Origin of the sequence: Campylobacter sp. US42a, assembly GCF_004379055.1 — a bacterium.
In the GTDB taxonomy this organism is placed as follows: Bacteria; Campylobacterota; Campylobacteria; order Campylobacterales; family Campylobacteraceae; genus Campylobacter_D; species Campylobacter_D jejuni.
Genome location: NZ_RYYK01000001.1, coordinates 37,888 through 61,955, shown reverse-complemented (window position 1 = coordinate 61,955; position 24,068 = coordinate 37,888). Strand labels below are relative to the sequence as shown.

Here is a 24,068-nt window from a genome sequence, read left to right as displayed (position 1 = left end):
TTCTAACATAGATGAATTTAATATAATTTTAAAGATATATTTACTCTTAATTAACCTAAAAAATTTAAAACTTTTATTCAATAATTTCAAAATAAATGATAAAATACAACTAAAAAAGGAAAAATTAATGCAAACAAGTCCTGATATGTTTATCAATCGCGAACTTTCTTGGCTTCGCTTTAATTCTCGTGTTTTAGACCAATGTTCTAAAAATTTACCCTTGTTAGAAAAATTAAAATTTATAGCTATATATTGCACTAATTTAGATGAATTTTATATGATACGCGTCGCAGGCTTAAAACAACTTTTTTCAGCTGGAGTTAATGCAAGCAGTAGCGATGAAATGACCCCGTTACAACAATTAAAAGCCATACGCAAATACTTACATCAAGAAAAAGAACTTTTGGAGCGTTATTTTAATGAAATCACAAGTGAATTAGAAAAAGAAAATCTTTTCATAAAACATTATGAGAATTTAGATGAAAATTTAAAACAAAAATGTGATGAGTATTTTTTCTCCAATATTTTTCCTGTTATTGTTCCAATAGCTGTTGATGCTACTCACCCTTTTCCGCATTTAAACAACTTATCTTTTTCACTAGCGGTTAAAATTTGCGATAAAGCGCATCCTGAACTTGTAAAATTTGGAATGATTAGAATTCCAAGAGTTTTACCTCGTTTTTATGAGGTAAGTGCAAATATTTATGTTCCTATAGAAAGTATAGTCCATCAACACGCAGAAGAAATTTTTCCAGGTTATAAACTCTTAGCTTCAGCAGCATTTAGAGTGACTAGAAATGCAGATATGGTAATAGAAGAGGAAGAAGCTGATGATTTTATGATGATTTTAGAACAAGGCTTAAAACTTCGCAGAAAAGGAGCTTTTGTAAGATTACAAATCCAAAAAGATGCAGATGAACAAATCGTAGAATTTCTTAATACTCACATGAAAATTTTTCATAAAGATGTTTATGAATATTCTATTTTACTCAATCTTCCTAGCCTTTGGCAAATCGCGGGAAATAAAACCTTTACGCATCTTTTAAGCCCACTTTACACGCCTAAAACTTTACCACCTTTTGATGAGAATTTATCTATTTTTGATGCTGTAGAAAAAGAAGATATACTCATCATACAACCTTTTGAAAGTTTTGATCCAGTTTATAAATTTATCAAAGAAGCAAGCAAAGATCCTGAAGTAATTTCCATAAGAATGACACTTTATAGAGTTGAAAAAAATTCCAATATAGTTCAAGCTTTAATTGATGCTGCAAGCGATGGAAAACAAGTAACTGTGATGGTAGAATTAAAAGCACGCTTTGATGAAGAAAATAATCTTCATTGGGCGAAAGCTTTAGAAAATGCCGGAGCTCATGTTATTTATGGCATTACAGGTTTTAAAGTCCACGCTAAGGTTTCTCAAGTCATACGCAAACAAGGAGATAAACTTAAATTTTATATGCATTTAAGCACAGGAAATTATAATGCAAGCAGTGCTAAAATCTATACTGATGTGAGTTATTTTACAAGCAAAGCAGAATTTGCAAGAGATACGACAAGCTTTTTTCACATCTTATCGGGCTTTAGTAAAAATCGTCGCCTTCAAACTCTTTCAATGAGCCCAAATCAAATCAAAGAAAAAGTTTTAGAAATGATACGCATTGAAACAAGCAAGAAAAATGAAGGTGTGATTGTAGCTAAAATGAATTCTCTTGTGGATAGTGATATCATACAAGCGCTTTATGAAGCAAGTATGGAAGGAGTGCAAATCGATCTTATCATACGCGGAATTTGTTGCTTAAAACCTGATGAAGAATACAGTAAAAACATACGCGTTAGAAGCATCATAGGAAAATACTTAGAACATGCTAGAGTATTTTATTTTAAACATAGTGAACCAAATTATTTTATATCGAGTGCAGATTGGATGCCAAGAAATTTAGAGCGTCGCTTAGAACTTATGACTCCTATATATGATGAAAGAAGCAAAGCTAAATTAGCTCAATTTTTACGCTTGCAACTTAGCGATAATGTTTTAGCTTATGAGCTTAAAAACAATGGAGAATATGAAAAAATTCCTTCTTCTGAAAAAATCATAGATTCTCAACAAACCTTAGAAGAATATGTAAGTAAAATTTATAAAACACTTAAAAAAGATACAGATCAAAGTCGTGCAACGCACTTAGCTTCCAAACTTTTCAAAGAAAACTAAAAGTTTTTAGGGTTTTTACTCTAAAGACTTATTTACTTGTTTGTTATAAAAAAGGGCTTTAAGATAAAGCCCTAGGAGATTTCCCATAGAAATAAACAATCATTTCTAAACTATAAAAAGATTTAGAAATGATTTTTAAGATTAAAATTTATACTTAAGTCCTACTTGACCACTTAAGTAAGTTTCATTTTTATTATCTACTTTACCTGCTAGTATTTGTTTAGCACCAAAGCCAAGATTCATACTGAGTTGATTTGTAAAATCTACATTACCCCCTACGATAATTTGTCCGTATGTTTTTTTCTTGTTGTTAGCTTCTATACTAGTAAAGAAAGCATTATTTACAGCTAGGTTAGCTGTGTAATCATCACCACTATTGATAACAAATTGTTCTATTTTTGGAGTTACAAAAATATAAGAGTTTTCATTCATATATTTTCTAAATTCAGCACCCACTTCAACACTTACAGAATTGTTTTTCATAGAATCAATATCTTTAGCAATAGCACCATTTTCTGTATGAGATGGAGTATAACTAAAATAATAATTTACTCCCGCAAAAGGTTTAATAAATAAAGTATTATCACTAAAGTCAAACACACGACCTGCATTAGCACTAAGTCCTAAGAATTTGCTTGTATAATCTGAGTTATATGCCCCATCTACTTGAACATTGTCTTGTTTAGTTGGAGAAACTTGAGCATAAGCTTTAAGATTAAGTTCCCATTGTGGAGCTACATTGATAGTAGAATACATACCTAATTGGAAGTTATCACTTTTTTGTTCTAAATTATTGTCTTTGATTTTAGCGTTTACATAAGTAAAATAAGCACCCCATAAAACATTATCATTAGCTTGTTTATCTACACCTATAGTAGCACCATACATTGCACCACTATCTCCATCGATAATGTTAGCACCACCAAAAGCATTAGCCCAAACACTATTGGTATATTCATTTACATAGCTTGGTCTCATATCACTATCTAAAGCAGCAAATTTAAGACCATTCATTTTAGAAGCATAAGTTCCAAAAGGATTGTTTAGCATTGCTACACGAGAACCTATAGAAACATCATTAGAAATATTCATAGTGGTATTCACTGCACTAGAAGCTGAATTTAGATTAGATACAGATTTACCTGTATTGTCTGTGTCTTTTTTGATATCTAAAGCTAGTTTTACACCTTCTCTACTTGCTAAATCTGCCCCTATACTTCCTAATTGTTCTGTGATAGAACGAAGAGCTAGGATAGAAGCTTTATCATTAGCACTAAGATTTAAATTTAAGTTTTTATTTACTAAATCAACGTATTTTTCATCATCGATTTTACCGCCGTTTTGCATAGCTTCTTGTTGAAGTTTTTTAAGCTCTTCTTTTTGTTTTTCAAGGGCTTCTTTAACTTTTGTCCATTCTTCTTCTTGACTAGGATCAAATTCATTTTTAAGCAATTTATCTATAGCATCTATATCTACTGTGATTTGATTAGTTAAATTTTTAGCCGCTGCAGTAGCACCTCCATTGATCACTAAGCATTTATTGCCACCGCAGTTTTGAACGCTAAGTTTATAATCTACAAAGCCTTTTTCTCCATCGCCATATTTCTCTTCATCGCTAATATCTATAACAGCTCCTGTTTCTGCAACATCTTTGCCATGAAGATCAGTTGAAACATAATCATTTAAAAATTTTACAAGTAATGCACCTGCGTTGTTCTTTGCTTTTAAAATATCTTCATTGAAATCTTTAGCTTGAACCATTACTACATTATTTGCTTCTAAGTCTGTATAAGAGCGTTTGATAAGTCCAAAATTTGAATTTGTAAGATTTGCAGTTCCATTTACCTTAACAAAATTTCCATAAGTAGCAAAAAGGGTTTTATCGGCAGTAAAATTTCCATTTATAGTTAAACTACCATTAGCACTTTGTGTTTCACCTGCTCCATTATAAAGAATTATACCCGAACCTTTTTCTTCATCTTGAGTAATGGCTTCCTTTCCTGAGCCAGTCATAGTCAAATCTCCATTAATCACCGAAGGCGCAAAAGCTTGTAAAATTATATCTGTTGTTTCAACTTTTTTAGCAGTAGCGTTTAGATTTGTTACATAAGCAGGTTCTTGATTGTTATTATGCGTAAAGCTTAAAGTATTGTTTTTACCGATATCAATATTAAATCGATAATCAGCGCTATCATAGCCATCGCTTGGTAAATCCCCAATGCCCATTTTGATACTTAAATCTTTTCCTTTGTAATTATCAGGATTTTTAAGATTGATATCCTTACCATTTTCTTCAAAATATTTTCCTATATCTGAAGATTGTGCAAGATTGATTTCTTCAGCAAAAGCACCCGAATAAAGCAAAGTTGCTGCACCTAAGCTTAGCAATATCTTGCTCGAAGCATTTTTCTTCATAAGTTTCTCCTTCAATAAATTTAAACTAAAGAAGAAATTATACCCCCCCCTAAAAATAAGCTTAAAAATAAAACTATAATTTTTAATGAAAAATTATAGAACCTAATATATCAAAGTTTTAAGGGTAATAAATCGATCTTAACTTCATATAAAAAATTCTAAAAATTTGAAATAAACTTATGATTTACTTAAAATTAGCGTGATGGTGGAAGCGAGGGGAATCGAACCCCTGTCCAAAAATAATCCCACAAAGACCTCTACATGCTTAGCAAAGATGACTACTTCACCCTACTTCGCTCATCTTCCAAAACTCAAAAGCAAGGCTAAGACTTTATTTCACCTCAACGCTTGTCAAACGCAAGGCTACACTATCAAAAATGACCGAAAATTAAGCTAGATAGTATGACTTAAATTTCAGGCTCAACTGAACTTACGCAGCTTTAGCGTAAGCAGGAGCGAATTTAACGTTGTTTGCGTTTAATTTTATTTGGGCTTTTTACGCTTTGCCCAAAGCGACATGCCATCTAAGCAGACTTACTCCTGTCGAAGCCAAGTCGCTCCCTTATTTAGAAATAATATTTGGAACATTAACAATTAAAGGATTAAAAACCGCTAAAACAGAATCATCATTTTCATATGAACGACAATATTTTTCAAACTGATCACTCATCAAAAGCATCCAATCCGTAAATTCATCACTAGCAGGCCCATTAAAGCGATTTGCTTGCGCCATCATCTCTTCACAAAATACACAAAAATCAGTCACTTCTTCAAGATTTAAGCGTCTTGCTGCCCAAGCGGTATTGTGTGCTAAAGTTTCAAGCTCTTTTATGGCTTCTTTATAACGCACACTATCGCTTCCAAGCTTGATGATTAAAGGTTCAAACCTATCGCACATGGTTCTAAAAAATTGCAAAAATTTTTCTATATCGTCAATTTCATAATCTAATTCTAATTTTGTTAAAATTCCCATTTTTAAACCATAATCATTAAAGTTTAATGTAAATTCTAGCAAATTTTAGCTAAAATCTTATTTTAATTTTTCCAAAATATAAGCAAAGATATGGATAGAATAGTAGAAATAGAAAAATACTCCTTTGATGAAACTTACGAAACTTCGTTGCGTCCTTCAAATTTTGATGGTTATATAGGTCAAGAAAGCATTAAAAAAAATTTAAATATCTTTATAGCTGCAGCCAAAAAACGCAATGAATGTTTAGATCATATACTTTTTAGTGGTCCTGCAGGACTTGGAAAAACAACACTAGCTAATATCATCTCCTATGAAATGGGTGCAAATATCAAAACAACCGCCGCTCCTATGATAGAAAAAAGCGGAGATTTAGCCGCTATTTTAACCAATCTTAGCGAAGGGGATATACTTTTTATCGATGAAATTCACCGCTTAAGCCCTGCTATCGAAGAAGTGCTTTACCCTGCGATGGAGGATTACCGCCTTGATATCATTATAGGTAGTGGCCCAGCTGCTCAAACCATAAAAATCGATTTACCAAAATTTACTCTTATAGGGGCTACAACTCGTGCAGGTATGCTTAGCAATCCTTTACGTGATCGTTTTGGTATGCAATTTAGATTAGAATTTTACAAAGATAGCGAACTTGCCCTCATTTTGCAAAAAGCAGCTTTAAAACTTAATAAAACTTGCGAAGAAAAAGCCGCACTTGAGATCGCTAAAAGAAGTCGCTCTACCCCAAGGATAGCCTTAAGGCTTTTAAAAAGAGTTAGAGATTTTGCCGATGTTAATGATGAAGAGATTATCACAGAAAAAAGGGCTAATGAGGCCTTAAATTCTTTAGGGGTTAATGAGCTTGGTTTTGATGCGATGGATTTAAGATATCTTGAACTTTTAACCGCTGCTAAGCAAAAACCTATTGGGCTTGCAAGTATTGCTGCGGCTTTAAGCGAAGATGAAAATACCATAGAAGATGTAATCGAGCCTTATTTACTAGCTAATGGCTATATAGAACGCACTGCAAAAGGGCGTATAGCAAGTGCAAAAAGTTATAGTGCTTTAAAACTAAACTATGAAAAAACTTTATTTGAGGAGTAAATTTTGCAAAATGGAAAATTCTTTCTTATAAGCTTTATTTTAGTCATTTTATTTCTTTTGCTTTACCTTTTTAAAGGTTTTTTACTTGTAATTATCATAGCTAGTTTAATGGCGGTAGCTACCTCAAATATCAATGCGAAATTTTTAAATCTTACTAAAGGGCATAAATTTTTAGCTTCCATTCTTACAACAACTTGTATGGTTTTGCTTTTCTTTGCACCTTTTGTTTATGCTATGATAGAACTTGCCAAAGCTTTAAAAAATTTTGATATTAATTTAGTCACACAAACACTTGATTATGTCAAAAACTATCAATTTACCTTGCCTGAAAGCTTTAATTTTTTAGAACCTAAAATCAAAGAATTTTTAGCTTCTATAGATTTAAATAGCATTTCCAAACAAATTCTAAGCTATGCTTCAAGTTTTACAAAATCAGGGGCTAAATTTCTTATAGATATGGTTTTAATTTGTGTGTTTTATTTCTTTGCAAATCTATATGGAACAGAACTTGTTATCTATCTTAAATCCATCATTCCTATTGATAAAAAAGAACTCGATGATGTTTTAAGCGAAGTGGGTAATGTTATGGCTGTTGTGCTTTACTCTATGGTAATTGTAGCAATATTTCAAGGTGCACTTTTTGGTTTAATCACAATGTTTTATGGTTATGATGGAATTTTAATGGGAGTAATTTTTGCTGTAAGTTCTCTCATACCTGCTATAGGAGGAGCTTTAATTTATGTGCCTGTAAGTCTTTATGAATTTGCCTCAAACAATCTTAACTCAGCTCTTGTTATTTTTATTTACTCTGTAATTGTAATTTCTTTTATAGCAGATACTTTAATCAAGCCTTTAATCATCAAATGGATCAACAAAAAACTTGTAAAAACCCCTACTAAAATCAACGAACTTTTAATTTTCTTGGCTATGATAGCAGGAATTTCAACCTTTGGTTTTTGGGGTATTATACTAGGTCCTGCGATTTTAACTTTTTTTGTATCAACTTTAAGAATGTATGTGATTTTAAAAGATAAGAATTTAATTTAACTTGCCTTAAAAAAGGCAAGTTTTATGTTCTAGGCTTTTGGACCTATCATTTTAGTAGGATCAACAAATTTATTGAAATCTTCTTCGCTAACCAAACCAAGCTCCATTGCACTTTCTTTTAAAGAAATACCTTTTTTATGGGCATTTTTGGCTACTTTAGCAGCGTTTTCATAACCTATGTGTGGATTTAGAGCGGTAACTAGCATTAAAGAATTATGAAGATTATGATCGATTTTTGCACGATTTGGTTCTATGCCTACAGCACAATGGATATTGAATGAATGCATAGAATCAGCCAACAAATCAAGACTTTGCAAGAAATTATAAATAATCACAGGCTTAAACACATTAAGTTCAAAATTTCCTTGACTTGCTGCAAATCCAATAGCTGCATCATTTCCCATCACTTGTACAGCAACCATAGCAACAGCTTCGCACTGGGTAGGATTTACCTTACCTGGCATAATCGAACTTCCTGGCTCATTTTCAGGGATGATAAGCTCACCAAGACCGCATCTTGGGCCTGAAGCTAACCATCTTATATCATTTGCAATTTTCATTAAATTTGCAGCCAAACCTTTCATAGCTCCATGAGTAAAATTGATCGCATCATGACTTGTTAAAGCATGAAATTTATTTGGACTTGAAACAAATTTTGTACCTATAAGTTGAGTTAGTTCTTCACTTACTTTTTGACTTAATTCTGGATGTGCATTAAGCCCTGTTCCTACTGCAGTTCCTCCTATGGCAAGTTCTCTTAAAGTTGGTAAAGAAGCGATGATTTGCTCTTTTGAATGCAAAAGCATAGAAAGATATCCACTAAATTCTTGTGCTAGAGTAAGTGGCGTAGCATCTTGTAAATGCGTGCGTCCTATCTTGATAATACCATCAAATTCTTTTACTTTTTTTTCAAAAGTTGCAATAAGCTCATCAAGCGCAGGGATAAGCTTTTTCTCTACTTGCTCAACCGCAACGATACTCATAGCAGTTGGAAAAGTATCATTTGAACTTTGACTCATATTAACATGATCATTTGGATGTACAAGCTTTTCTTTGCGAAAATCTCCGCCCATGATTTCAGTGGCACGATTTGCAATAACTTCATTCATATTCATATTACTTTGTGTGCCTGAACCTGTTTGCCAAATCGCAAGTGGAAAATTATCATCAAATTTACCTGCGATAATCTCATCGCAAGCTTGAACTATAGCATTTTTCTTAGCATCATCAAGTTTGCCAAGTTTGTTATTGACTAAAGCTAAAGATTTTTTAAGATTTGCAAAAGCATAGATTAAAACCTTTGGCATTTTCTCACAACCGATTTTGAAATTTTCAAAACTTCTTTCAGTTTGAGCTCCCCAATATTTGTCATTTGGGACCTTAACTTCACCCATGGTATCGTGTTCAACTCTATATTCCATAGTGTTTCCTTTCTAGAAATATTGTTAGAATTATTTAAACAAAAATAAGCATAAAGTTAGCTTATAATTTAAAATTTATTTATATTTTTTTTGAAGTATTTGAAAGTTATGTGCAGTTTATTTAAACTGCACGGATTATTCGACTGTTACGCTTTTAGCCAAATTTCTTGGCATATCCACATCATTACCAAGTCTTATGGAAATTTCCATCGCTAAAAGTTGAGTAATTACCATCATTTCAAAAAATTCACACATATAATGATCTTGCTCATTGGTTTTTATAAAATCATCACTCAAATCAAATTCTAAAGGTGAAATGCTAAGCACTGTAGAATCCCTAGCAATAAGCTCTTCAACATTTGATTTTGTTTTTTCATAAAGCATGTGCTTTGGCATTAAAGCTATAGTATAAAGCTTAGAATCAGCCAAAGCAATAGGGCCATGTTTCATCTCTCCTGCAGGATAACCTTCAGCATGAAGATAAGATAATTCTTTAAGTTTCAAAGCTCCTTCTAAGGCCAAAGGATAAAACACATCTCTGCCTATAAAGAAAAAGCCATGTCCATCTAAATAACGCTTGGATAAACGATGAATTTTTTCATGTAAAGCCTGTTTTACACTCACGCAATTTGGAGTATGCAAAAGTGCTTTAATTTCAGCAGAAACATTTAAATTTCTTTTTTGTGCCATAAAAATAGCAAGCATCCAAAGTGTTAAAACCTGAGTGGCAAAAGCTTTAGTTGAAGCAACTCCTTTTTCTATACCCGCACGAGTTAAAAGACTTAGGTGAGCTAAACGCACTATATTAGAATTATCCACATTACAAATTGCAAAAGTCTTAGCACCCTGCTCTTTTGCAATCTTTAAAGCCTCTAAAGTATCTGCTGTTTCTCCACTTTGAGAAATAACAATAAATAAAGAATCTTTTTTTACAATCGCTTCACGGTAGCGAAATTCACTTGCAATTTCTACTTTAGCTTTAACTTTAGCAATTCTTTCAAACAAATAAGCACTTGCCATTGCAGCATGATAACTTGTTCCACAAGCACAAAGCGTGATTTCATCTACTTGACTTAAATCTTCATTGTTTAACTCATCAAAAACGACTTCATCGCCTTGAATACGCCCCATTAAAACTTCACTCATCACGCGACTTTGCTCATAAATTTCTTTTTCCATAAAAAAGCGAAATCCGTCTTTTTTTGCATAAGCCTTATCGCCTGAAAGCTTAGAAAAACAAAGTGATTTTAAAACATCATTTTCATAAACGACAAGCTCGTCTTTACTCGCATACCCTAAACTTAAATCTTCAAGATACATTACCTCATCACAACTTCCTATCAAAGGTGCATCACCTGAAGAAAAATACCATTCTTTATTTGCATTTTTACCGATAATCAAAGGAGCGGCATTTTTTGCAAAATACACATGATTGGGATCTTTTTTTGTTACCAACAAAGTAGCAAAAGCACCGCGAAGTTCTTTGATGGTTTTTTGCCAAGCCTCAAAAACTCCTAAATTTCTTGCATAAAATTCAAAAAGCTGAACAATAACTTCTGTATCGGTTTGACTTAAAAAACTCACGCCTTCTTTTTCAAGTTTATCTTTGATTTCTTTATAATTTTCTATAATACCATTGTGAATCACGCAAGAATACTGTCCTAAATGAGGATGTGCGTTGATTTCAGTAGGCTTACCATGAGTTGCCCATCTTGTATGACCTATAGCAAAACCATAACCTTGACTTTCAAAATCCGTGCATTTATTTGCCAAATTTTCAAGTTTCCCTACAGCTTTAAAAAAACTGAGTTCGCCTTCTTGCATCACTGCCATACCCGCACTATCATAGCCACGGTATTCTAATTCTTTAAGTCCATTTAATATAATTTGTTTTTTTTCATTATTTCCTATATAGCCTACGATTCCACACATTTTTTTACTCACTTATTAATAAATTAACTAACTTTTGCTCGCTATGTTCTAATTTTTCATTCTTTTGAAAAATAAAAATATTACGCGTCCTTTGTCTTATGGTTTGAATTTTTGCTGCACATAAAACAAGTTCAAGTTCATTAAAAACATTCATCAAATACGCCATTAAACCCTGCTGATCTTTAGTATTAAGACCTAATTTGGCATACATTTTAGAATAATTTAAGTCTAATTTTAACTCATCTTTTTTAATGATTGGCTTTTTAATTTTTTTCAAATTAAAACCAGAAAGATTTGAATTTAAAAGCTCGCAAAGTTTTAGTTTTTGCTCATCACTGATAATATTATCATATTCAAATCTTAAATAAATTTTATCATCAAAAAGTTCAAAAAAATTCATGAAAATAAGATTTAAATTTGTTAAAGAACTTAAAATAATGGCAATATTAAAATGAAGTGGTGCAACAATTTGCAAACTAAGATTTGTTTCATTGCTAAACCAAAATTTAAAATCATTTTCTTTGGCTAATTTAGAAATCATAACAATATCTTCAAAAGTATTTTTTATAATAAAAAGATTTGATTTGATATGTATGATTTTATCTTGCAAAATTTCATCTTGCTCTAAAAAAATCTTACTTCTTTTAAGTGTTAATTCTTTTTTTACTCTTCTTGCGCTTTCTTCAAGTAGATTTTCATCTTCAAAACCTTGTTTTGCATTTTCTAAAAGTTTATCAAGAACTCTAAAATAAAAAGCATTATAATTTAAAGCCTTAGCCTTTAGCCAAGTTAAAGTGTATAAAAGCTCTAAATTTTCTAAATTTTCTAGCTTAGAAACCAAGCTACTTACAACAATAGGATTGTATATATCTTCTTTTTCTACAAGATCTTTTAAGGCATTATTGTTTTTAAATATCTTAAGACCCCATTCTAAAATTTCATTCTTTAAATCAAATTTGGAGCAATACGCTCTATATATGCCTGCTAAAGAAATTTCATTTTCACTTTCTATAGCGCTTAAAAGTATCACAAGCTTTAAAATCATTTTTTCATCGGTTTTAAGTTTTTGGAGTATCTCAAGCTCATCTTCGTATTTTTCAAATTCACTTAACATAAGAAAAACTTGCTCATCAAAACTATAATTTCCTTCTTCATCGCTTAAAAAACGAACTGTCCAAAAAGGCTTGCATAAATCTTTTAAAATTCCACTATCAAGCAAAAGTTTTAAAACACAAAAACTATGCCTTTTATAAAAAATTTTCTCAAAAAGTATTAAAGCTTTTTCTATATCTTTTTTACTGTATTTCAATCTTCTTAGGGCAAAAACCAAGTTAAGATCGAAAATAACCTGTTTATCTTCAAGTTTTAATAAGTATTCTAAAACTTCCACAAGAGTTTTAAATTTATATTCTTGTTTAAGAGTATGATTTAATCCATCTTGAATTTGCTTTGCTAAAAAGTGTGTATAAAAACCTATAGTATGCATACTTTGTAAAGCCTTTTGAACCAACAACTCATTTGCTCCAAAATGTTTTTTAGCTTTTTTATACATTAATTCACTCAAATCATGAACATTAATAAGTAAAAACTCATCCTCATCTTTAGCGCTTAATAAATTCATCGCTGATTTTAAAGAAAGCAAAAAATCTCCAGCTAAACGCAACTCACTTAAATTTTTTTCATCTATAAAATTTAAAGCATAATTTTTTGGAGAAGTCTTAAAAAGAACAAGCAAACTCTCTAAGGATCTTAAATGATTTAATCCGCCAAAATCTTTTAAGATATTAAATTCTTGCTTTATAAATGGAATATCAAATTCTTTAAAATTTTCTAATAAAAGCTTGGCAAAATCATTTTTATTTTCTTTTAAAATACTCTCAAATTTTGTCTTAATCCCTTTAAATAAAATCCTAGAACCACATATAAAACGAGTTTGTATTATAGAAGTCTTAAGCTCATTGCTAGCATTATAAAGTCCGTTAAATTCTAAGACAACAGAGTCAATTTGCAAATGCGCATCATTTAAAATTTCGATAAAAGCCTTAATCATAGGTTTTAAATGAAAAGCCTTAATATCTTTATAAACAAAAATCAAAGAAATACTTTCATTAAAACAAAGACTATTGTTTGCATATGCTTTACTTGCTAAAACACAAAAAGGGATATTATCACTTGGAGGTGAAAAATCATCAAAATAATCTTTAAGAACTATATCATAAGCTTTTTTTATGAAATTATCCATATTTTTAGAATGATATAAGCTAAACGCCCCTTGCTTAAGAAAAAATTTTCTACAACTTTGGGTATAGGAACTAAGATTTTTTTTAAAAATTTCTAATTCTTTATTTAACAAAATTTCTACTCTCTTTAAATTTTAATATTTTAATAATAATCTTAACAAAAATATCTTTTATTTTGGCTTTTTCTATAAACTCTTTTTCAGTAAGCAAAAATTATAATGCTTTATTTAAAAACAGCAAAAGAGTAAAATTAAAATGAAAAATTTAATTACCAAACTAGAAAATGAAGAAAGATTAAACCAAGAAGAAGCCAATGCACTTTGGGATCTAGATCTTTTTACCTTAGGCAAATACGCTCACAAAAAACGCACCAAACTTCACGGAAAAAAAGTCTATTTTAATATCAATCGCCATATCAACCCAACTAATATCTGTGCAGATACCTGTAAATTTTGCGCCTTTTCAGCGCACCGAAAAAATCCTAATCCTTATTTGATGACTCATGAAGAGATTATGAAAATTGTCGATGAAACTGTAAAACGAGAAACTAAAGAAGTGCATATCGTTTCAGCTCACAACAAAGATACAACTTGGCAGTGGTATTTAGAAATTTTTAAAATGATAAAAGAAAAATATCCTAATCTTCATGTAAAAGCTATGACTGCTGCTGAGATTGATTTTTTGCATCGTCGTTTTAAAATGAGCTATGAAGAAGTGATAGAAAAAATGCTTGAATACGGCGTTGATTCTATGCCAGGCGGTGGGGCTGAAATTTTTGATGAAGAAGTGCGTAAGAAAATTTGTCATGGAAAAGTTAGCAGTGAAAATTGGCTTAAAATTCATAAACTTTGGCATGAAAAAGGCAAACAAAGTAATGCTACCATGCTTTTTGGACATATAGAAGAAAGACATCACAGAATCGATCATATGTTAAGACTGCGTGATCTTCAAGATCAAACCGGTGGATTTAATGCTTTTATCCCTCTAGTTTGGCAAAGGGATAATAGCTTTATACAAACTGATAAAATCATAGATAGTGAAGAAATTTTAAAAACCATTGCCATTGCTCGTTTAGTGCTTGATAATATTAAAAATATCAAAGCTTACTGGGCAACAATGACTTTAAATTTAGCCATGGTAGCACAAGAATTTGGAGCTAATGATTTAGACGGTACCATAGAAAAAGAAAGCATACAAAGTGCAGGTGGTGCAAAATCTGCTAAAGGCACAAGTTTAAAAATTTTTATCGATATGATAAAAACTTCAAATCTTATTCCTGTAGAACGCGATAGTTTATATAACGAGCTAAAAACCTACTAAGGAGAAAAAAATGGACTTTTTTAAACTCAAAGAAAACAATACGAGTTTTAAAACCGAAGTTATAGCAGGGCTTACTACTTTTTTGGCTATGGTTTACATTATCCCCGTAAATTCTAGCATAGTAGGAAATACAGGAATGCCCATAGAAGCTTTAATCACCGCAACAGCTTTAATCACCATAGTTGCAAGTGCTTTTAATGCTTTTTTTGCCAATACTCCTGTAGCTATGAGTGTAGGAATGGGTTTAAATGCTTATTTTACCTTTGCGGTTTGTTTAGGTCAAAACATAGCTTGGCAAAGTGCCTTAGGAGCTGTTTTTATTTCAAGTATTATTTTTCTCATACTTTCTTTTACGCATTTTCGCCTTTGGGTAATCCGCAATATCCCAAAAGATTTACGCCTTGCAATTTGTGCGGGTATAGGTTGTTTTATAGCTTTTTTAGGCTTAAGTCAAATGGGTGTGATCATGCATAATAAAGATACTTTAGTAAGCATAGGAAATTTCAAAAGTCCTCATGTGCTTTTTGGAATTTTCACTCTAGCTTTAATCATCTTTTTTTGGGCTATAAAACTTCGCGGAGCTTTTATTTTGGGGGTATTAGTAAGCTCTATTATCGCTTGGATTTTCCATTTAGACAATGCAAGTTTTCCTGTGCAAATCTTTTCTTTGCCAAATTTTAGCATGGAAAATGGCCTAGGAGCCATCTTTTTACAACTTGATATCAAAAGTGCCTTAAATATTACTATGATACCTATAATTCTTACTTTTTTTATCACTCAACTTTTTGATAGTATAGGAACTATCACAGGTGTGGGTGAAAGAGGAAAGATTTTTGATGATCCAAAAAATGGAGAAAAAAAACTAAGCAAAACATTAATGGCAGATGCAACAGGATCGGCTTTAGGAGCTATGACAGGCACTTCTACAGTTACAGCTTTTGTAGAAAGCACTACAGGGGTTGAAAGCGGGGGAAGAACGGGGCTTACAGCTTTAGTTGTAGCTATTTGTTTTGCTTTTACACTTTTTTTACTGCCACTTTTTAAAGCCATTCCTGCAAACGCAATATACCCCGTACTTGTAATGGTTGGAATTTTAATGTTTATGGAAGTTAAAAATATAGATTTTAAAGATAGTGCTATAGCTGTAGCAAGCTTTTTTACTATTATCATGATGCCTTTTACTTACTCCATCACCACAGGTTTTGCTTTTGGTTTTCTTTCTTATTTACTTGTAAGAATTTTTAAACGCGAATGGGATAAAATCAATCTTGGCATTATAGTTTTAAGTTTATTATCTTTGGGTAATTTTTTACTTATGGCACTACAATAAATAAGGATATATAATGATATTTTACTCCTATGAAGAATTTAAAGAAGATGTAAAAATTCTTGCTAAAGAAATTAAAAAAGATTTTAACCCCGATGCACTTTTAGCTATAGCAAGAGGAGGGATGAGTTTAGGACACTCTTTAGCAGTGGCTTTAAAAACGCGTCAGCTTTTTGCTTTAAACTCAATTCATTACGATGATACAAAAAAACTTGATACTATTGAAATTTTCAACATTCCTGATTTAAGCAAGCACAAAAAAATTCTACTCATTGATGATATAGTAGATAGTGGAGAAAGTTTAGCAGAAATAAAAAAAGTTTTGCTTGAAAAATTTCCTCATATAGAACTTAAAATTGCAACCATTTTTTATAAAAAAACTGCTCTTTTGGAGCCTGATTTTAAAGTAAAAGAAGCTACTGAATGGGTGGATTTTTACTGGGATATAAATCTTGATTAAAAATTTGCTATAATTTTACTTTTAAAATTTTTAGGAGTTTTTGCTTGAGAATAAAATTTATATCTTTTATTTTAATTTTTTTTACTATTTTTGCTTTTGCTAAAGAACAAAATTTAGATGATTTTGAACAAGAATACCAAAACTATCAAGTAAACGATCCACTTTCAGGATATAACAAAGCTATGACAAGCTTTAATGTGGCTTTGTATGATTATGGTTTGCGTCCCGTTCTTAAAGGCTATAACGCTATCACTCCTGAATTTATAAGATTAGGAGTAAGAAATTTCTTTGATAATTTACTTGCTCCTTTGCGTTTTGTAGGCAATGTTTTGCAGTTTAAATTTGAAGAAGCGGGAGAAGAATTTAAAAGATTTACCGCCAATACCATTATGGGCTTTGGTGGACTTATGGATGTGGCATCAAAAATGGGTCTTAAAAAACATCCCGCGGATCTAGGAACCGTTTTGGCTCACTGGGGTGTAGGAAGTGGTTTTCATATTGTCTTACCTATACTTGGTCCTAGCAATCTTAGAGATACTCTTGCTTTACCTGCAACTTGGTATGCAACTTTTACCGCTTACATTGATCCTACTTGGGCAAGTATAGCTATAAGTGCTTATGGATTTGGTAATGAACTTAGTTTTAGACTTGATGAAATTGATGAAATTTATCACAACACGCCTAATTTATATCCATTCTTGCGTGATGCTTACGAGCAAAGACGCAATGAACTTAGCAAATAAAGGAAAATAATGAAAAAAATATTTTTAATCTTGGCTTTATTTTTTAATGCTTTTGCCTTACAACTAGATGAAATTTCTAGCACTATGCAAAAAAACATTGATGCAAGCTTAAAACTTTTACAAGATAGTAAAGAAGATAAAAAACAAGCTGCTGATGGAATTTTTAAACTTTTTGATAGCATAATTGATTATAAACTCATGGCAAAACTCAGTCTTTCGAAAAATTATTCTAAATTAAACTCAAAAGAACAAGAAAAATTTACCACAGCCTTTGAAACAAGTCTTAAAAAAAGTTTTACCGATAAACTCAGTCTTTATAAAGATCAGGTTTTAAAGGTCAAAAATGGTGAGTTAAAAAATGAAAAACGTTATTTTTTAACCACTTCTATGGTGGTAGATGGGGAAGAAAAAAATATCATTTTCAAATTTTACAATGATAATAACAACTGGCTTATTTATGATGTAGATGTTTTAGGTGTGAGTATAGTACAAACTTATAGATCACAATTTGGAGATATTTTAGCCAACCAAGGCTTTGATGCCCTACTTCAAAAACTTGAAAGTATTGTCATAGAATAATGTTTGCAAAGCTTTTAAAGTTTTTTATTTCTCGTCCAAAAAGTACTTTTTTTGGAACCTTGTTTATATGCCTGTTTTTAAGCTTTTTTGCTTTTAAGCTTAGTGTAGATGCAAGTGCTGAAAGTTTACTTTTAGAAGATGATGCAGATTTAAAAACTTTTAGAGAAATTTCAAAACATTATAAAAGTGATAATTTTTTACTTTTAGCCTTCAAACCCTATGATGAAAAACCTTTTTCAAATGAAAATTTAGCTAAATTAAAAAAACTTCATGAAGAATTAGAAAAAGCCCCTTTGGTAGAGCGCGTTTTTAGTATCATCAATGCCCCTTTACTTCAAAGTTCGCAAAATACGCATTTAAAAGAACTTTTAAAAAATATCCCAAATATAGAAAGCCAAGATATAAACCGCACAAAAGCCCAAAATGAAATTTTAAATAGTCCTTTTTATAAAAATAATATCATCTCAAAAGATGGAAAAGTAACAGGACTTATTATTTACTTAAAGCCTGATACAGTTTATAATGATCTTGTAGAAAAACGCGATCTTGCCACCAATGAAAAAGAAAAAGATCAAATTCGTCTTGCCATAAAAGAACATCAAGACAAGCAAAAAGTTATCACGAAACAAAGCTTAGATACTATTAAAAGTATAGTTCGAAACTATGAAAAAAATAAAGATACGCTCTACCTTGGTGGCGTAAGCATGATCGCTGATGATATGATAGCTTATATAAAATCTGATCTTGTGCTTTATGGTGTTTCTCTTGTATTTTTACTAGGACTTGCACTTTATTATTTTTTCCGTTCATGGCGTTTTGTTTTTTTACCTCTTTTTATTTGCTTTATAAGCTTAAGTGCAGCTAGTGGAGTTTTTGCACTTTTAAATTTTCAAATCACGGTTATTTCATCAAATTATGTTGCTTTAGTTTTAATTATCACCTTAAGTGTAGTTGTTCATTTGATCACGCATTTTATCGAAAGCACTCAAAATCATCCCAAAGCTAAAGTTGAGCGCATAGTGCTTGAAACCTTACTAGCCAAAGCAAATCCTAGCCTTTATGCCATTGTTACAACGATGATAGGATTTTTTTCTTTAATCCTATCAAATATCGAACCTATCATAAAACTTGGCATTATGATGAGTATAGGTATAGGTTTAGCTCTTATCTTTAGTTATTTGTTTTTAGCAAGTATCTTAGTTCTTTTAAAACCAAAAAATTATCATAAAAAAGAGTTTAAATTTAATCTTTTAGCCTTTTGCGCCAAAACCGCTCTTGATCCTAAAAAGCGTCGCATGATTTATGGAATTTCAGTTCTTGCTATAATCTTAGCTTTAATAGGCATTTCAAAACTCAGAGTTGAAAATTCTTTTGTCAATTATTTCAAAGATGGTAGTGAAATCAAAAAAGGACTTTTGGTTATTGATAAAAATCTAGGTGGAACCTTGCCTTTAGAAGTGATCATTCGTTTTCCAAATAATAAAAACGATCAAAATACAAGCGATACTCTTGATAGTTTTGAAAGTGAATTTGAAAATTTAGCCACACAAGAAACTTATTGGTTTGATTCTAAAAAAACACGCATTGCAAAAAAAGTTCATGAATTTTTAGAAAACAAAGAATTTGTAGGCTCAGTTTTAAGTCTTAATAGTCTTTTAACCCTAGGAAAAAATATCAACGATGGAAAAGATTTAGATGATTTTACCCTTGCGTTTTTAAATGAGAATTTACCTGCTAAATTTAAACAAGACTTGCTCTCACCTTTTGTAAGTATAGAAAATAATGAGTTAAGATTTAGTATGCGTATTATTGATTCTGATCCGAATTTAAGACGTAATGAGTTTTTAATAGATCTTAAAAAACAACTCAACGAACTTGTAAAAAACGATGGAGTAGAAGTTCAAATCACAGGCATAATGGTGCTTTATAATAATATGCTCCAAAGTCTTTTTTCATCGCAATTTGATACTCTTATATTTGTAATTTTAGCTATTTTTATACTTTTTATCATTGTTTTTAGGGATTTAAAATTTTCAGTTGCGGCTATATTGGTAAATGTTATTCCTTTAAGTGTGGTTTTTGCTCTTATGGGGCTTTTAGGTATTCCTTTGGATATGATGAGTATTACTATAGCTGCTATTGCTATAGGTATAGGCGTTGATGATGCTATACATTATATTTATCGTTTTAGAGAAGAAATTAAAAACAAAAGCCTAGAAGAAGCCATTATGATTTCTCACCTTAGTATAGGTTCGGCACTTTATTATACTACCATTAGCATAGTTTTAGGTTTTAGTGTTATGGTGAGTAGCAATTTTATTCCAACAATTTATTTTGGAATTTTAACCGTTTTTGTAATGATTTTGCTTTTAAGTGGAAGTTTGTTCTTATTACCAAGCTTTTTAATCACTATTTATTCTAAGAAAACCAAGTTTCCAAACCAACATAAAGAGCATATATTAAAACAATAATAGCTATATATTTTAAAAAATTTTTCATTTTTATCCTTTATTTAAAATCTTTAAAATGATTTTTGCAAGCTCTAAAGCTTTAAAACGATGAGAGATATTATTCTTCTCATCCACGCTAAGTTGGGCTAAGGTTTTATCAAAACCCTTTGGAATAAAAAGGCTATCATAACCAAAACCATTTTCACCTTTTTCTGTATCTATTACTTTTCCATGCATGGTTCCATGCGTACTAAATTCCCCCATCAAACCTACCATAGCAATAGCAGCAACATAATGCGCCTTACTTTGTTTAAAACCTTTTTTTACCATTTCATTGACAAGTTTATCACGGTTACTTTTATCATCGCCCTTACCGCTAAATCGAGCAGAATAAATTCCTGGATTTCCTTCTAAAACATCTACACAAATGCCACTATCATCACTTAAAGCGATAAAATCTTTTTTTTGCTTTTCATCCAAAGCATCAAAAACTGCTCTTGCTTTAATCAAGGCGTTTTCTTTAAAAGTTTTTCCATTTTCTTCAATCTCAAAAGGCATTAAAACTTCATCAAAGGCATAAATTTCAAAATCTTTTAAAATTTCTTTAAGTTCTAAAACTTTATGTTTATTGCTCGTAGCTAGGATAATCTTCATAACAAAAGCTCCAAAATAATATCAAAAACAAAAATATGATTTTATAAAATTTATCCTTGTGCGTAGCTTTTAAATATCAAATGATAAAACGATGTTAATCAATGCTTAATCCATTTCATAGTAAAATTATCCTAATTTAAATTTCAAATTTAATAGGAAATTGATAATGCTAAATAATGTCTTACCCTTATCTTTCATAGTTGGAACAAGATTTTTTGGGCTTTTTATAGTTTTGCCAGTTTTAAGTCTTTATGCTTTAAAACTTGAAGGTGCTAATGAATTTTTAGTGGGACTTTTAGTTGGTGTTTACGCCTTAACCCAAATGATTTTACAAATGCCTTTTGGGATTTTAAGCGATAAAATCGGTCGTAAAAAAACCATGCTCATTGGACTGATTATTTTTATAATAGGCTCTTTAATCTGCTCTTTTGCAGAAAATATTTACACCATGCTTTTAGGAAGAATGCTCCAAGGCGCAGGAGCTATTGGAGCAGTAGCTACAGCAATGATAAGTGATTTTATCACAGAAGAAAATCGTGGTAAAGCCATGGCGGTAATGGGTTCTTTTATAGGACTTAGTTTTGCAGCTTCTATGGTAATTTCTCCTTTAATGAGTGCAAAATGGGGTTTATCTAGCCTTTTTGATCTTAGTGCGGCTTTGTCTCTTTTATGTATAATTTTACTTTATACCGTTGTACCTAAAGAAAATAAAATCACTCATGAAAATGAAAAAACTCCTTTTTTTCATCTTATTAAACAAAAAAATTTAGCCCTTATGAATCTTACTAATTTCATGCAAAAAATGCTTATGAGTATAGCATTTTTAAGTATTCCTATCATCCTAGTAAAACATTTAGGCTTTGCTTCTGATAAACTTTGGATTGTTTATAGTGCTTCTATGGTAGCAGGTTTTATCGCTATGGGCTTTGCTGGAAGTTTAGGCGAAAAAAGAGGTTTAGCTAAACAAATTTTACTCTTAGGAATTGTTTTTTTCATACTTTCTTATCTTTTCTTTGCTTTTAGTAATTCTATAGATTTTTTTATTACAGCAGTTGTGATTTTTTTCATAGGTTTTAATTTACACGAACCTATTATGCAAAGTTGTGCATCAAAATTTTGTAAAGTTCATGAAAAAGGCGCAGCATTAGGATTGTTTAATGCTTTTGGATATGGCGGAAGTTTTACAGGTGGTATTATCGGGGGGATATTTTTGCATCTAGATGCCTTAAATCTTTTAGCTATTATTTTAGTAATTTTAGCTCTAATTTGGCTTGTAGCATTATTCTTCTTAAAAAATCCAGCTGATTTTAAAAACCTTTATCTACCTTTAGAAACGCCTTTAAATTTCAGTACTTTTAGTGAAAATTTAGGGGTTGTAGATATTTATAAAAACTCTAAAAATCTTGTTGTTAAATTTGATAGCAAACTTACAAATAAAGAAGAATTAGAAGGCAAAATTAAGATCTAAATCTAATTTTGCCCCGCAAAACCCATTGCTTTTATCATCACTTTTGCCTTGCAATCTGCACAGCAATAAAGTGTTTTGATTTTATTTTCATCATTACCAAATTTAGGCTTCATTAAATTGGCTATTTTTTCTACAGCTTTTTTGGTAGCAAATTCTTTACCACATTCTATACAGGCAAAAAGCTCATCTTTTGCCATGGTTTGATATTCAAAATAAGAAGCTCTAAACTCCATTCCACTACGAAATAATTTTAAAGTATCTTTTTCGGCACAACTTAACTCACAATACCCACAAGTCGTACAAAGAGAAGCATTGAATTTCAAAGCATTTTCTTGTTTATCAGCAATTAAAGCTCCTACATTACAGGCACCCACGCAAGAAAGACAAAGCGTACAGGTGTTAGGATTGATTTCTACCTTACCATAACGCAACCATTCGCCACTTTCTATACTACCAAAATCTTCATTTTTTATCATTTCTTGCATTCTTTTGGCAAAATTTTCTCTTGTAGTTAAGGTGTTATTATGAAAATCATATTTTAAATCTTGTATGAATTCTTGCTCTTTTAAAACATTTTGCAATTCTTTCTCATCTTTAGCAACAAAAATAGCTTTTTTTTGAAATTTTCTCTCAAAAAAAGTATTTAAAAGTACAATAGCCTCATTACTACCACGAGATACAAAATCCGTATAAAAAACCAAATTTGCTCCACTATTTTGCAAAAGCGTTAAAAAATGCATAGAAGAAAGCCATTTTTCACCCTCTATCATAAAGGGTAAAACATCTTTTGGTAAAGCAAGATTTAAATTTTCTAAAGACATTTTTTTAGGAATGATTAAAATTTTTTTATCTTTATAAAACTTACAAAGGGTAAAAAAACTTTCTCTTGGCATAGGAGCATAATCAAGCGATCCGCTAGGACACACACTAATACATCCTCCACAACCCAAACAATCCACTTGAGAAAATTCCAAATGTTTGTTTTCATCATCTTTTAAAATCGCCACAGTAGGACAAATTTCAGCACATTTTGCACAATGCTCACTGCGTCTTTCGTGGTATTGACACACGCTAGCATTATAGCTAATATAAGTTTTATAATGATATTTTGGACTTTTGCTTTGCAAAAACTCCAACAATACTTCAAGATTTTCAAAATTTAAAAGATTATAACATCCACTTTGTCTTGTAAAATCTTTACGCACAACGCTTAAATCCTCAGCTTTAAAAAGTAAAAAATCAAAATCTATTTCCACTTCTTCGCCTTGATTTTTAACCACAGCACAAAGCTCCCCTACACTTCCAAAAACAGCTAAAATTTCTGCACTACTTAAAGCAATAACCTTAAATCCATGTTCTTTTAAAAACTCTACGGTTTGAGTATCGCTATCTACTGAAATCAAACGATTTTGCACTTCTTTGCTTTGTTCTAAATCAAGCCCTAAATCATAAACACTAGCTCTTGCTTCATAAAGCGTTAAAACATTTTTACTTTGCTCTAAAATTTCATCTTGAGAATTTTTAAGATAAAAATTAATCTCAGGGGCATAAATTTGTGCTTTTTGATTTTTATCATTGCAAACTAATACTTCTTTATCATTTACCTGATCTAAAATTTCAATAGCATCGGGCAAAGGGATTAAAACATCATTTTTTATATAAACAAAATCTTGCATTATCTTCCTTAATCTCTTTAAAACATCATTTTATAAATTCTATGTTAAAATAA

17 protein-coding genes and 1 other RNA gene are annotated in these 24,068 nt (G+C 31.0%); 10 read left to right on the top strand and 8 right to left on the bottom strand.

Annotated features, from left to right (window positions below; all coding sequences use genetic code 11):
* The first annotated feature begins 103 nt into the window (after nucleotides 1–103).
* Nucleotides 104–2,212 (top strand): RNA degradosome polyphosphate kinase, encoded by a 2,109-nt coding sequence (locus tag ELQ10_RS00285; RefSeq protein WP_223209681.1) that lies wholly within the window; start codon nucleotides 104–106, stop codon nucleotides 2,210–2,212.
* 141 nt (nucleotides 2,213–2,353) lie between these two features.
* Here the strand turns inward: ELQ10_RS00285 and ELQ10_RS00280 are convergent, their stop codons facing one another.
* The 3 genes from ELQ10_RS00280 to ELQ10_RS00270 form a co-directional block, all read right to left on the bottom strand.
* The gene (locus ELQ10_RS00280) at nucleotides 2,354–4,627 is read right to left on the bottom strand and encodes an autotransporter outer membrane beta-barrel domain-containing protein (protein WP_134250009.1); all 2,274 of its coding nucleotides are present in this window, start codon (nucleotides 4,625–4,627) and stop codon (nucleotides 2,354–2,356) included.
* A 203-nt stretch (nucleotides 4,628–4,830) separates the two neighbouring features.
* Nucleotides 4,831–5,189: a transfer-messenger RNA gene (gene ssrA, locus ELQ10_RS00275) on the bottom strand.
* Nucleotides 5,190–5,600 (bottom strand): hypothetical protein, encoded by a 411-nt coding sequence (locus ELQ10_RS00270; protein ID WP_002783915.1) that lies wholly within the window; start codon nucleotides 5,598–5,600, stop codon nucleotides 5,190–5,192.
* A 90-nt stretch (nucleotides 5,601–5,690) separates the two neighbouring features.
* Here ELQ10_RS00270 and ruvB point away from each other — a divergent pair, with 90 nt between their 5' ends.
* Both ruvB and ELQ10_RS00260 read left to right on the top strand, forming a co-directional pair.
* Nucleotides 5,691–6,698 carry a Holliday junction branch migration DNA helicase RuvB gene (ruvB, locus tag ELQ10_RS00265; protein WP_002859650.1) on the top strand — a complete coding sequence of 336 codons (1,008 nt, stop codon included), beginning with the start codon at nucleotides 5,691–5,693 and terminating at the stop codon, nucleotides 6,696–6,698.
* Nucleotides 6,699–6,701: 3 nt separating this feature from the next.
* Entirely contained in the window at nucleotides 6,702–7,745 is a 1,044-nt protein-coding gene (locus tag ELQ10_RS00260) for an AI-2E family transporter (protein ID WP_002862038.1), read from the top strand.
* A 29-nt stretch (nucleotides 7,746–7,774) separates the two neighbouring features.
* Here ELQ10_RS00260 and fumC read toward each other — a convergent pair whose 3' ends face one another.
* The 3 genes from fumC to ELQ10_RS00245 form a co-directional block, all read right to left on the bottom strand.
* On the bottom strand, nucleotides 7,775–9,166 hold the full coding sequence (gene fumC / locus ELQ10_RS00255; protein WP_126214986.1) for a class II fumarate hydratase: 1,392 nt from the start codon (nucleotides 9,164–9,166) through the stop codon (nucleotides 7,775–7,777).
* A 135-nt stretch (nucleotides 9,167–9,301) separates the two neighbouring features.
* Nucleotides 9,302–11,098 (bottom strand): glutamine--fructose-6-phosphate transaminase (isomerizing), encoded by a 1,797-nt coding sequence (gene glmS / locus ELQ10_RS00250; RefSeq protein WP_070306423.1) that lies wholly within the window; start codon nucleotides 11,096–11,098, stop codon nucleotides 9,302–9,304.
* Between the two features lie 4 nt (nucleotides 11,099–11,102).
* Nucleotides 11,103–13,451 carry a nucleotidyltransferase gene (locus tag ELQ10_RS00245; RefSeq protein WP_134250008.1) on the bottom strand — a complete coding sequence of 783 codons (2,349 nt, stop codon included), beginning with the start codon at nucleotides 13,449–13,451 and terminating at the stop codon, nucleotides 11,103–11,105.
* A 142-nt stretch (nucleotides 13,452–13,593) separates the two neighbouring features.
* On the opposite strand from ELQ10_RS00245, the gene mqnE reads away from it, so the two are divergent.
* Genes mqnE through ELQ10_RS00215 form a run of 6 tightly spaced genes read left to right on the top strand, consistent with a single transcriptional unit; the run spans nucleotide 13,594 to nucleotide 20,238 of the window.
* The gene (gene mqnE / locus ELQ10_RS00240) at nucleotides 13,594–14,658 is read left to right on the top strand and encodes an aminofutalosine synthase MqnE (RefSeq protein ID WP_134250007.1); all 1,065 of its coding nucleotides are present in this window, start codon (nucleotides 13,594–13,596) and stop codon (nucleotides 14,656–14,658) included.
* Nucleotides 14,659–14,668: 10 nt separating this feature from the next.
* On the top strand, nucleotides 14,669–15,988 hold the full coding sequence (locus ELQ10_RS00235) for an NCS2 family permease (RefSeq protein WP_002893965.1): 1,320 nt from the start codon (nucleotides 14,669–14,671) through the stop codon (nucleotides 15,986–15,988).
* A gap of 13 nt (nucleotides 15,989–16,001) precedes the next feature.
* Nucleotides 16,002–16,445 carry a phosphoribosyltransferase gene (locus tag ELQ10_RS00230; RefSeq protein WP_002893963.1) on the top strand — a complete coding sequence of 148 codons (444 nt, stop codon included), beginning with the start codon at nucleotides 16,002–16,004 and terminating at the stop codon, nucleotides 16,443–16,445.
* Between the two features lie 44 nt (nucleotides 16,446–16,489).
* Entirely contained in the window at nucleotides 16,490–17,188 is a 699-nt protein-coding gene (locus ELQ10_RS00225) for a VacJ family lipoprotein (RefSeq protein WP_044306210.1), read from the top strand.
* 9 nt (nucleotides 17,189–17,197) lie between these two features.
* Nucleotides 17,198–17,767, top strand: a complete 570-nt coding sequence (locus tag ELQ10_RS00220) for a phospholipid-binding protein MlaC (protein WP_134250006.1) — start codon at nucleotides 17,198–17,200, stop codon at nucleotides 17,765–17,767.
* A complete protein-coding gene (locus ELQ10_RS00215) occupies nucleotides 17,767–20,238 on the top strand; it encodes an RND family transporter (protein ID WP_134250005.1) in 2,472 nt (823 codons plus the stop codon). The genes ELQ10_RS00220 and ELQ10_RS00215 overlap by 1 nt, the downstream gene beginning before the upstream one ends.
* A gap of 30 nt (nucleotides 20,239–20,268) precedes the next feature.
* Here the strand turns inward: ELQ10_RS00215 and rdgB are convergent, their stop codons facing one another.
* The gene (gene rdgB, locus ELQ10_RS00210) at nucleotides 20,269–20,871 is read right to left on the bottom strand and encodes an RdgB/HAM1 family non-canonical purine NTP pyrophosphatase (protein WP_052804827.1); all 603 of its coding nucleotides are present in this window, start codon (nucleotides 20,869–20,871) and stop codon (nucleotides 20,269–20,271) included.
* Nucleotides 20,872–21,037: 166 nt separating this feature from the next.
* Here rdgB and ELQ10_RS00205 point away from each other — a divergent pair, with 166 nt between their 5' ends.
* The gene (locus ELQ10_RS00205; protein ID WP_134250004.1) at nucleotides 21,038–22,339 is read left to right on the top strand and encodes an MFS transporter; all 1,302 of its coding nucleotides are present in this window, start codon (nucleotides 21,038–21,040) and stop codon (nucleotides 22,337–22,339) included.
* Between the two features lie 2 nt (nucleotides 22,340–22,341).
* On the opposite strand, the gene ELQ10_RS00200 is transcribed toward ELQ10_RS00205, so the two are convergent.
* Nucleotides 22,342–24,015, bottom strand: a complete 1,674-nt coding sequence (locus ELQ10_RS00200) for a 4Fe-4S dicluster domain-containing protein (protein ID WP_134250003.1) — start codon at nucleotides 24,013–24,015, stop codon at nucleotides 22,342–22,344.
* Nucleotides 24,016–24,068: the final 53 nt, after the last annotated feature.

Excerpts from the sequence above, each read along its gene's own strand:
- ELQ10_RS00280 (WP_134250009.1), bottom strand. The coding sequence starts at position 4,627 with ATGAAGAAAAATGCTTCGAGCAAGATATTGCTAAGCTTAGGTGCAGCA.
- ELQ10_RS00270 (WP_002783915.1), bottom strand. The coding sequence starts at position 5,600 with ATGGGAATTTTAACAAAATTAGAATTAGATTATGAAATTGACGATATA.
- ruvB (WP_002859650.1), top strand. The coding sequence starts at position 5,691 with ATGGATAGAATAGTAGAAATAGAAAAATACTCCTTTGATGAAACTTAC.
- fumC (WP_126214986.1), bottom strand. The coding sequence starts at position 9,166 with ATGGAATATAGAGTTGAACACGATACCATGGGTGAAGTTAAGGTCCCA.
- glmS (WP_070306423.1), bottom strand. The coding sequence starts at position 11,098 with ATGTGTGGAATCGTAGGCTATATAGGAAATAATGAAAAAAAACAAATT.
- mqnE (WP_134250007.1), top strand. The coding sequence starts at position 13,594 with ATGAAAAATTTAATTACCAAACTAGAAAATGAAGAAAGATTAAACCAA.
- ELQ10_RS00235 (WP_002893965.1), top strand. The coding sequence starts at position 14,669 with ATGGACTTTTTTAAACTCAAAGAAAACAATACGAGTTTTAAAACCGAA.
- ELQ10_RS00230 (WP_002893963.1), top strand. The coding sequence starts at position 16,002 with ATGATATTTTACTCCTATGAAGAATTTAAAGAAGATGTAAAAATTCTT.
- ELQ10_RS00220 (WP_134250006.1), top strand. The coding sequence starts at position 17,198 with ATGAAAAAAATATTTTTAATCTTGGCTTTATTTTTTAATGCTTTTGCC.
- ELQ10_RS00215 (WP_134250005.1), top strand. The coding sequence starts at position 17,767 with ATGTTTGCAAAGCTTTTAAAGTTTTTTATTTCTCGTCCAAAAAGTACT.
- rdgB (WP_052804827.1), bottom strand. The coding sequence starts at position 20,871 with ATGAAGATTATCCTAGCTACGAGCAATAAACATAAAGTTTTAGAACTT.
- ELQ10_RS00205 (WP_134250004.1), top strand. The coding sequence starts at position 21,038 with ATGCTAAATAATGTCTTACCCTTATCTTTCATAGTTGGAACAAGATTT.
- ELQ10_RS00200 (WP_134250003.1), bottom strand. The coding sequence starts at position 24,015 with ATGCAAGATTTTGTTTATATAAAAAATGATGTTTTAATCCCTTTGCCC.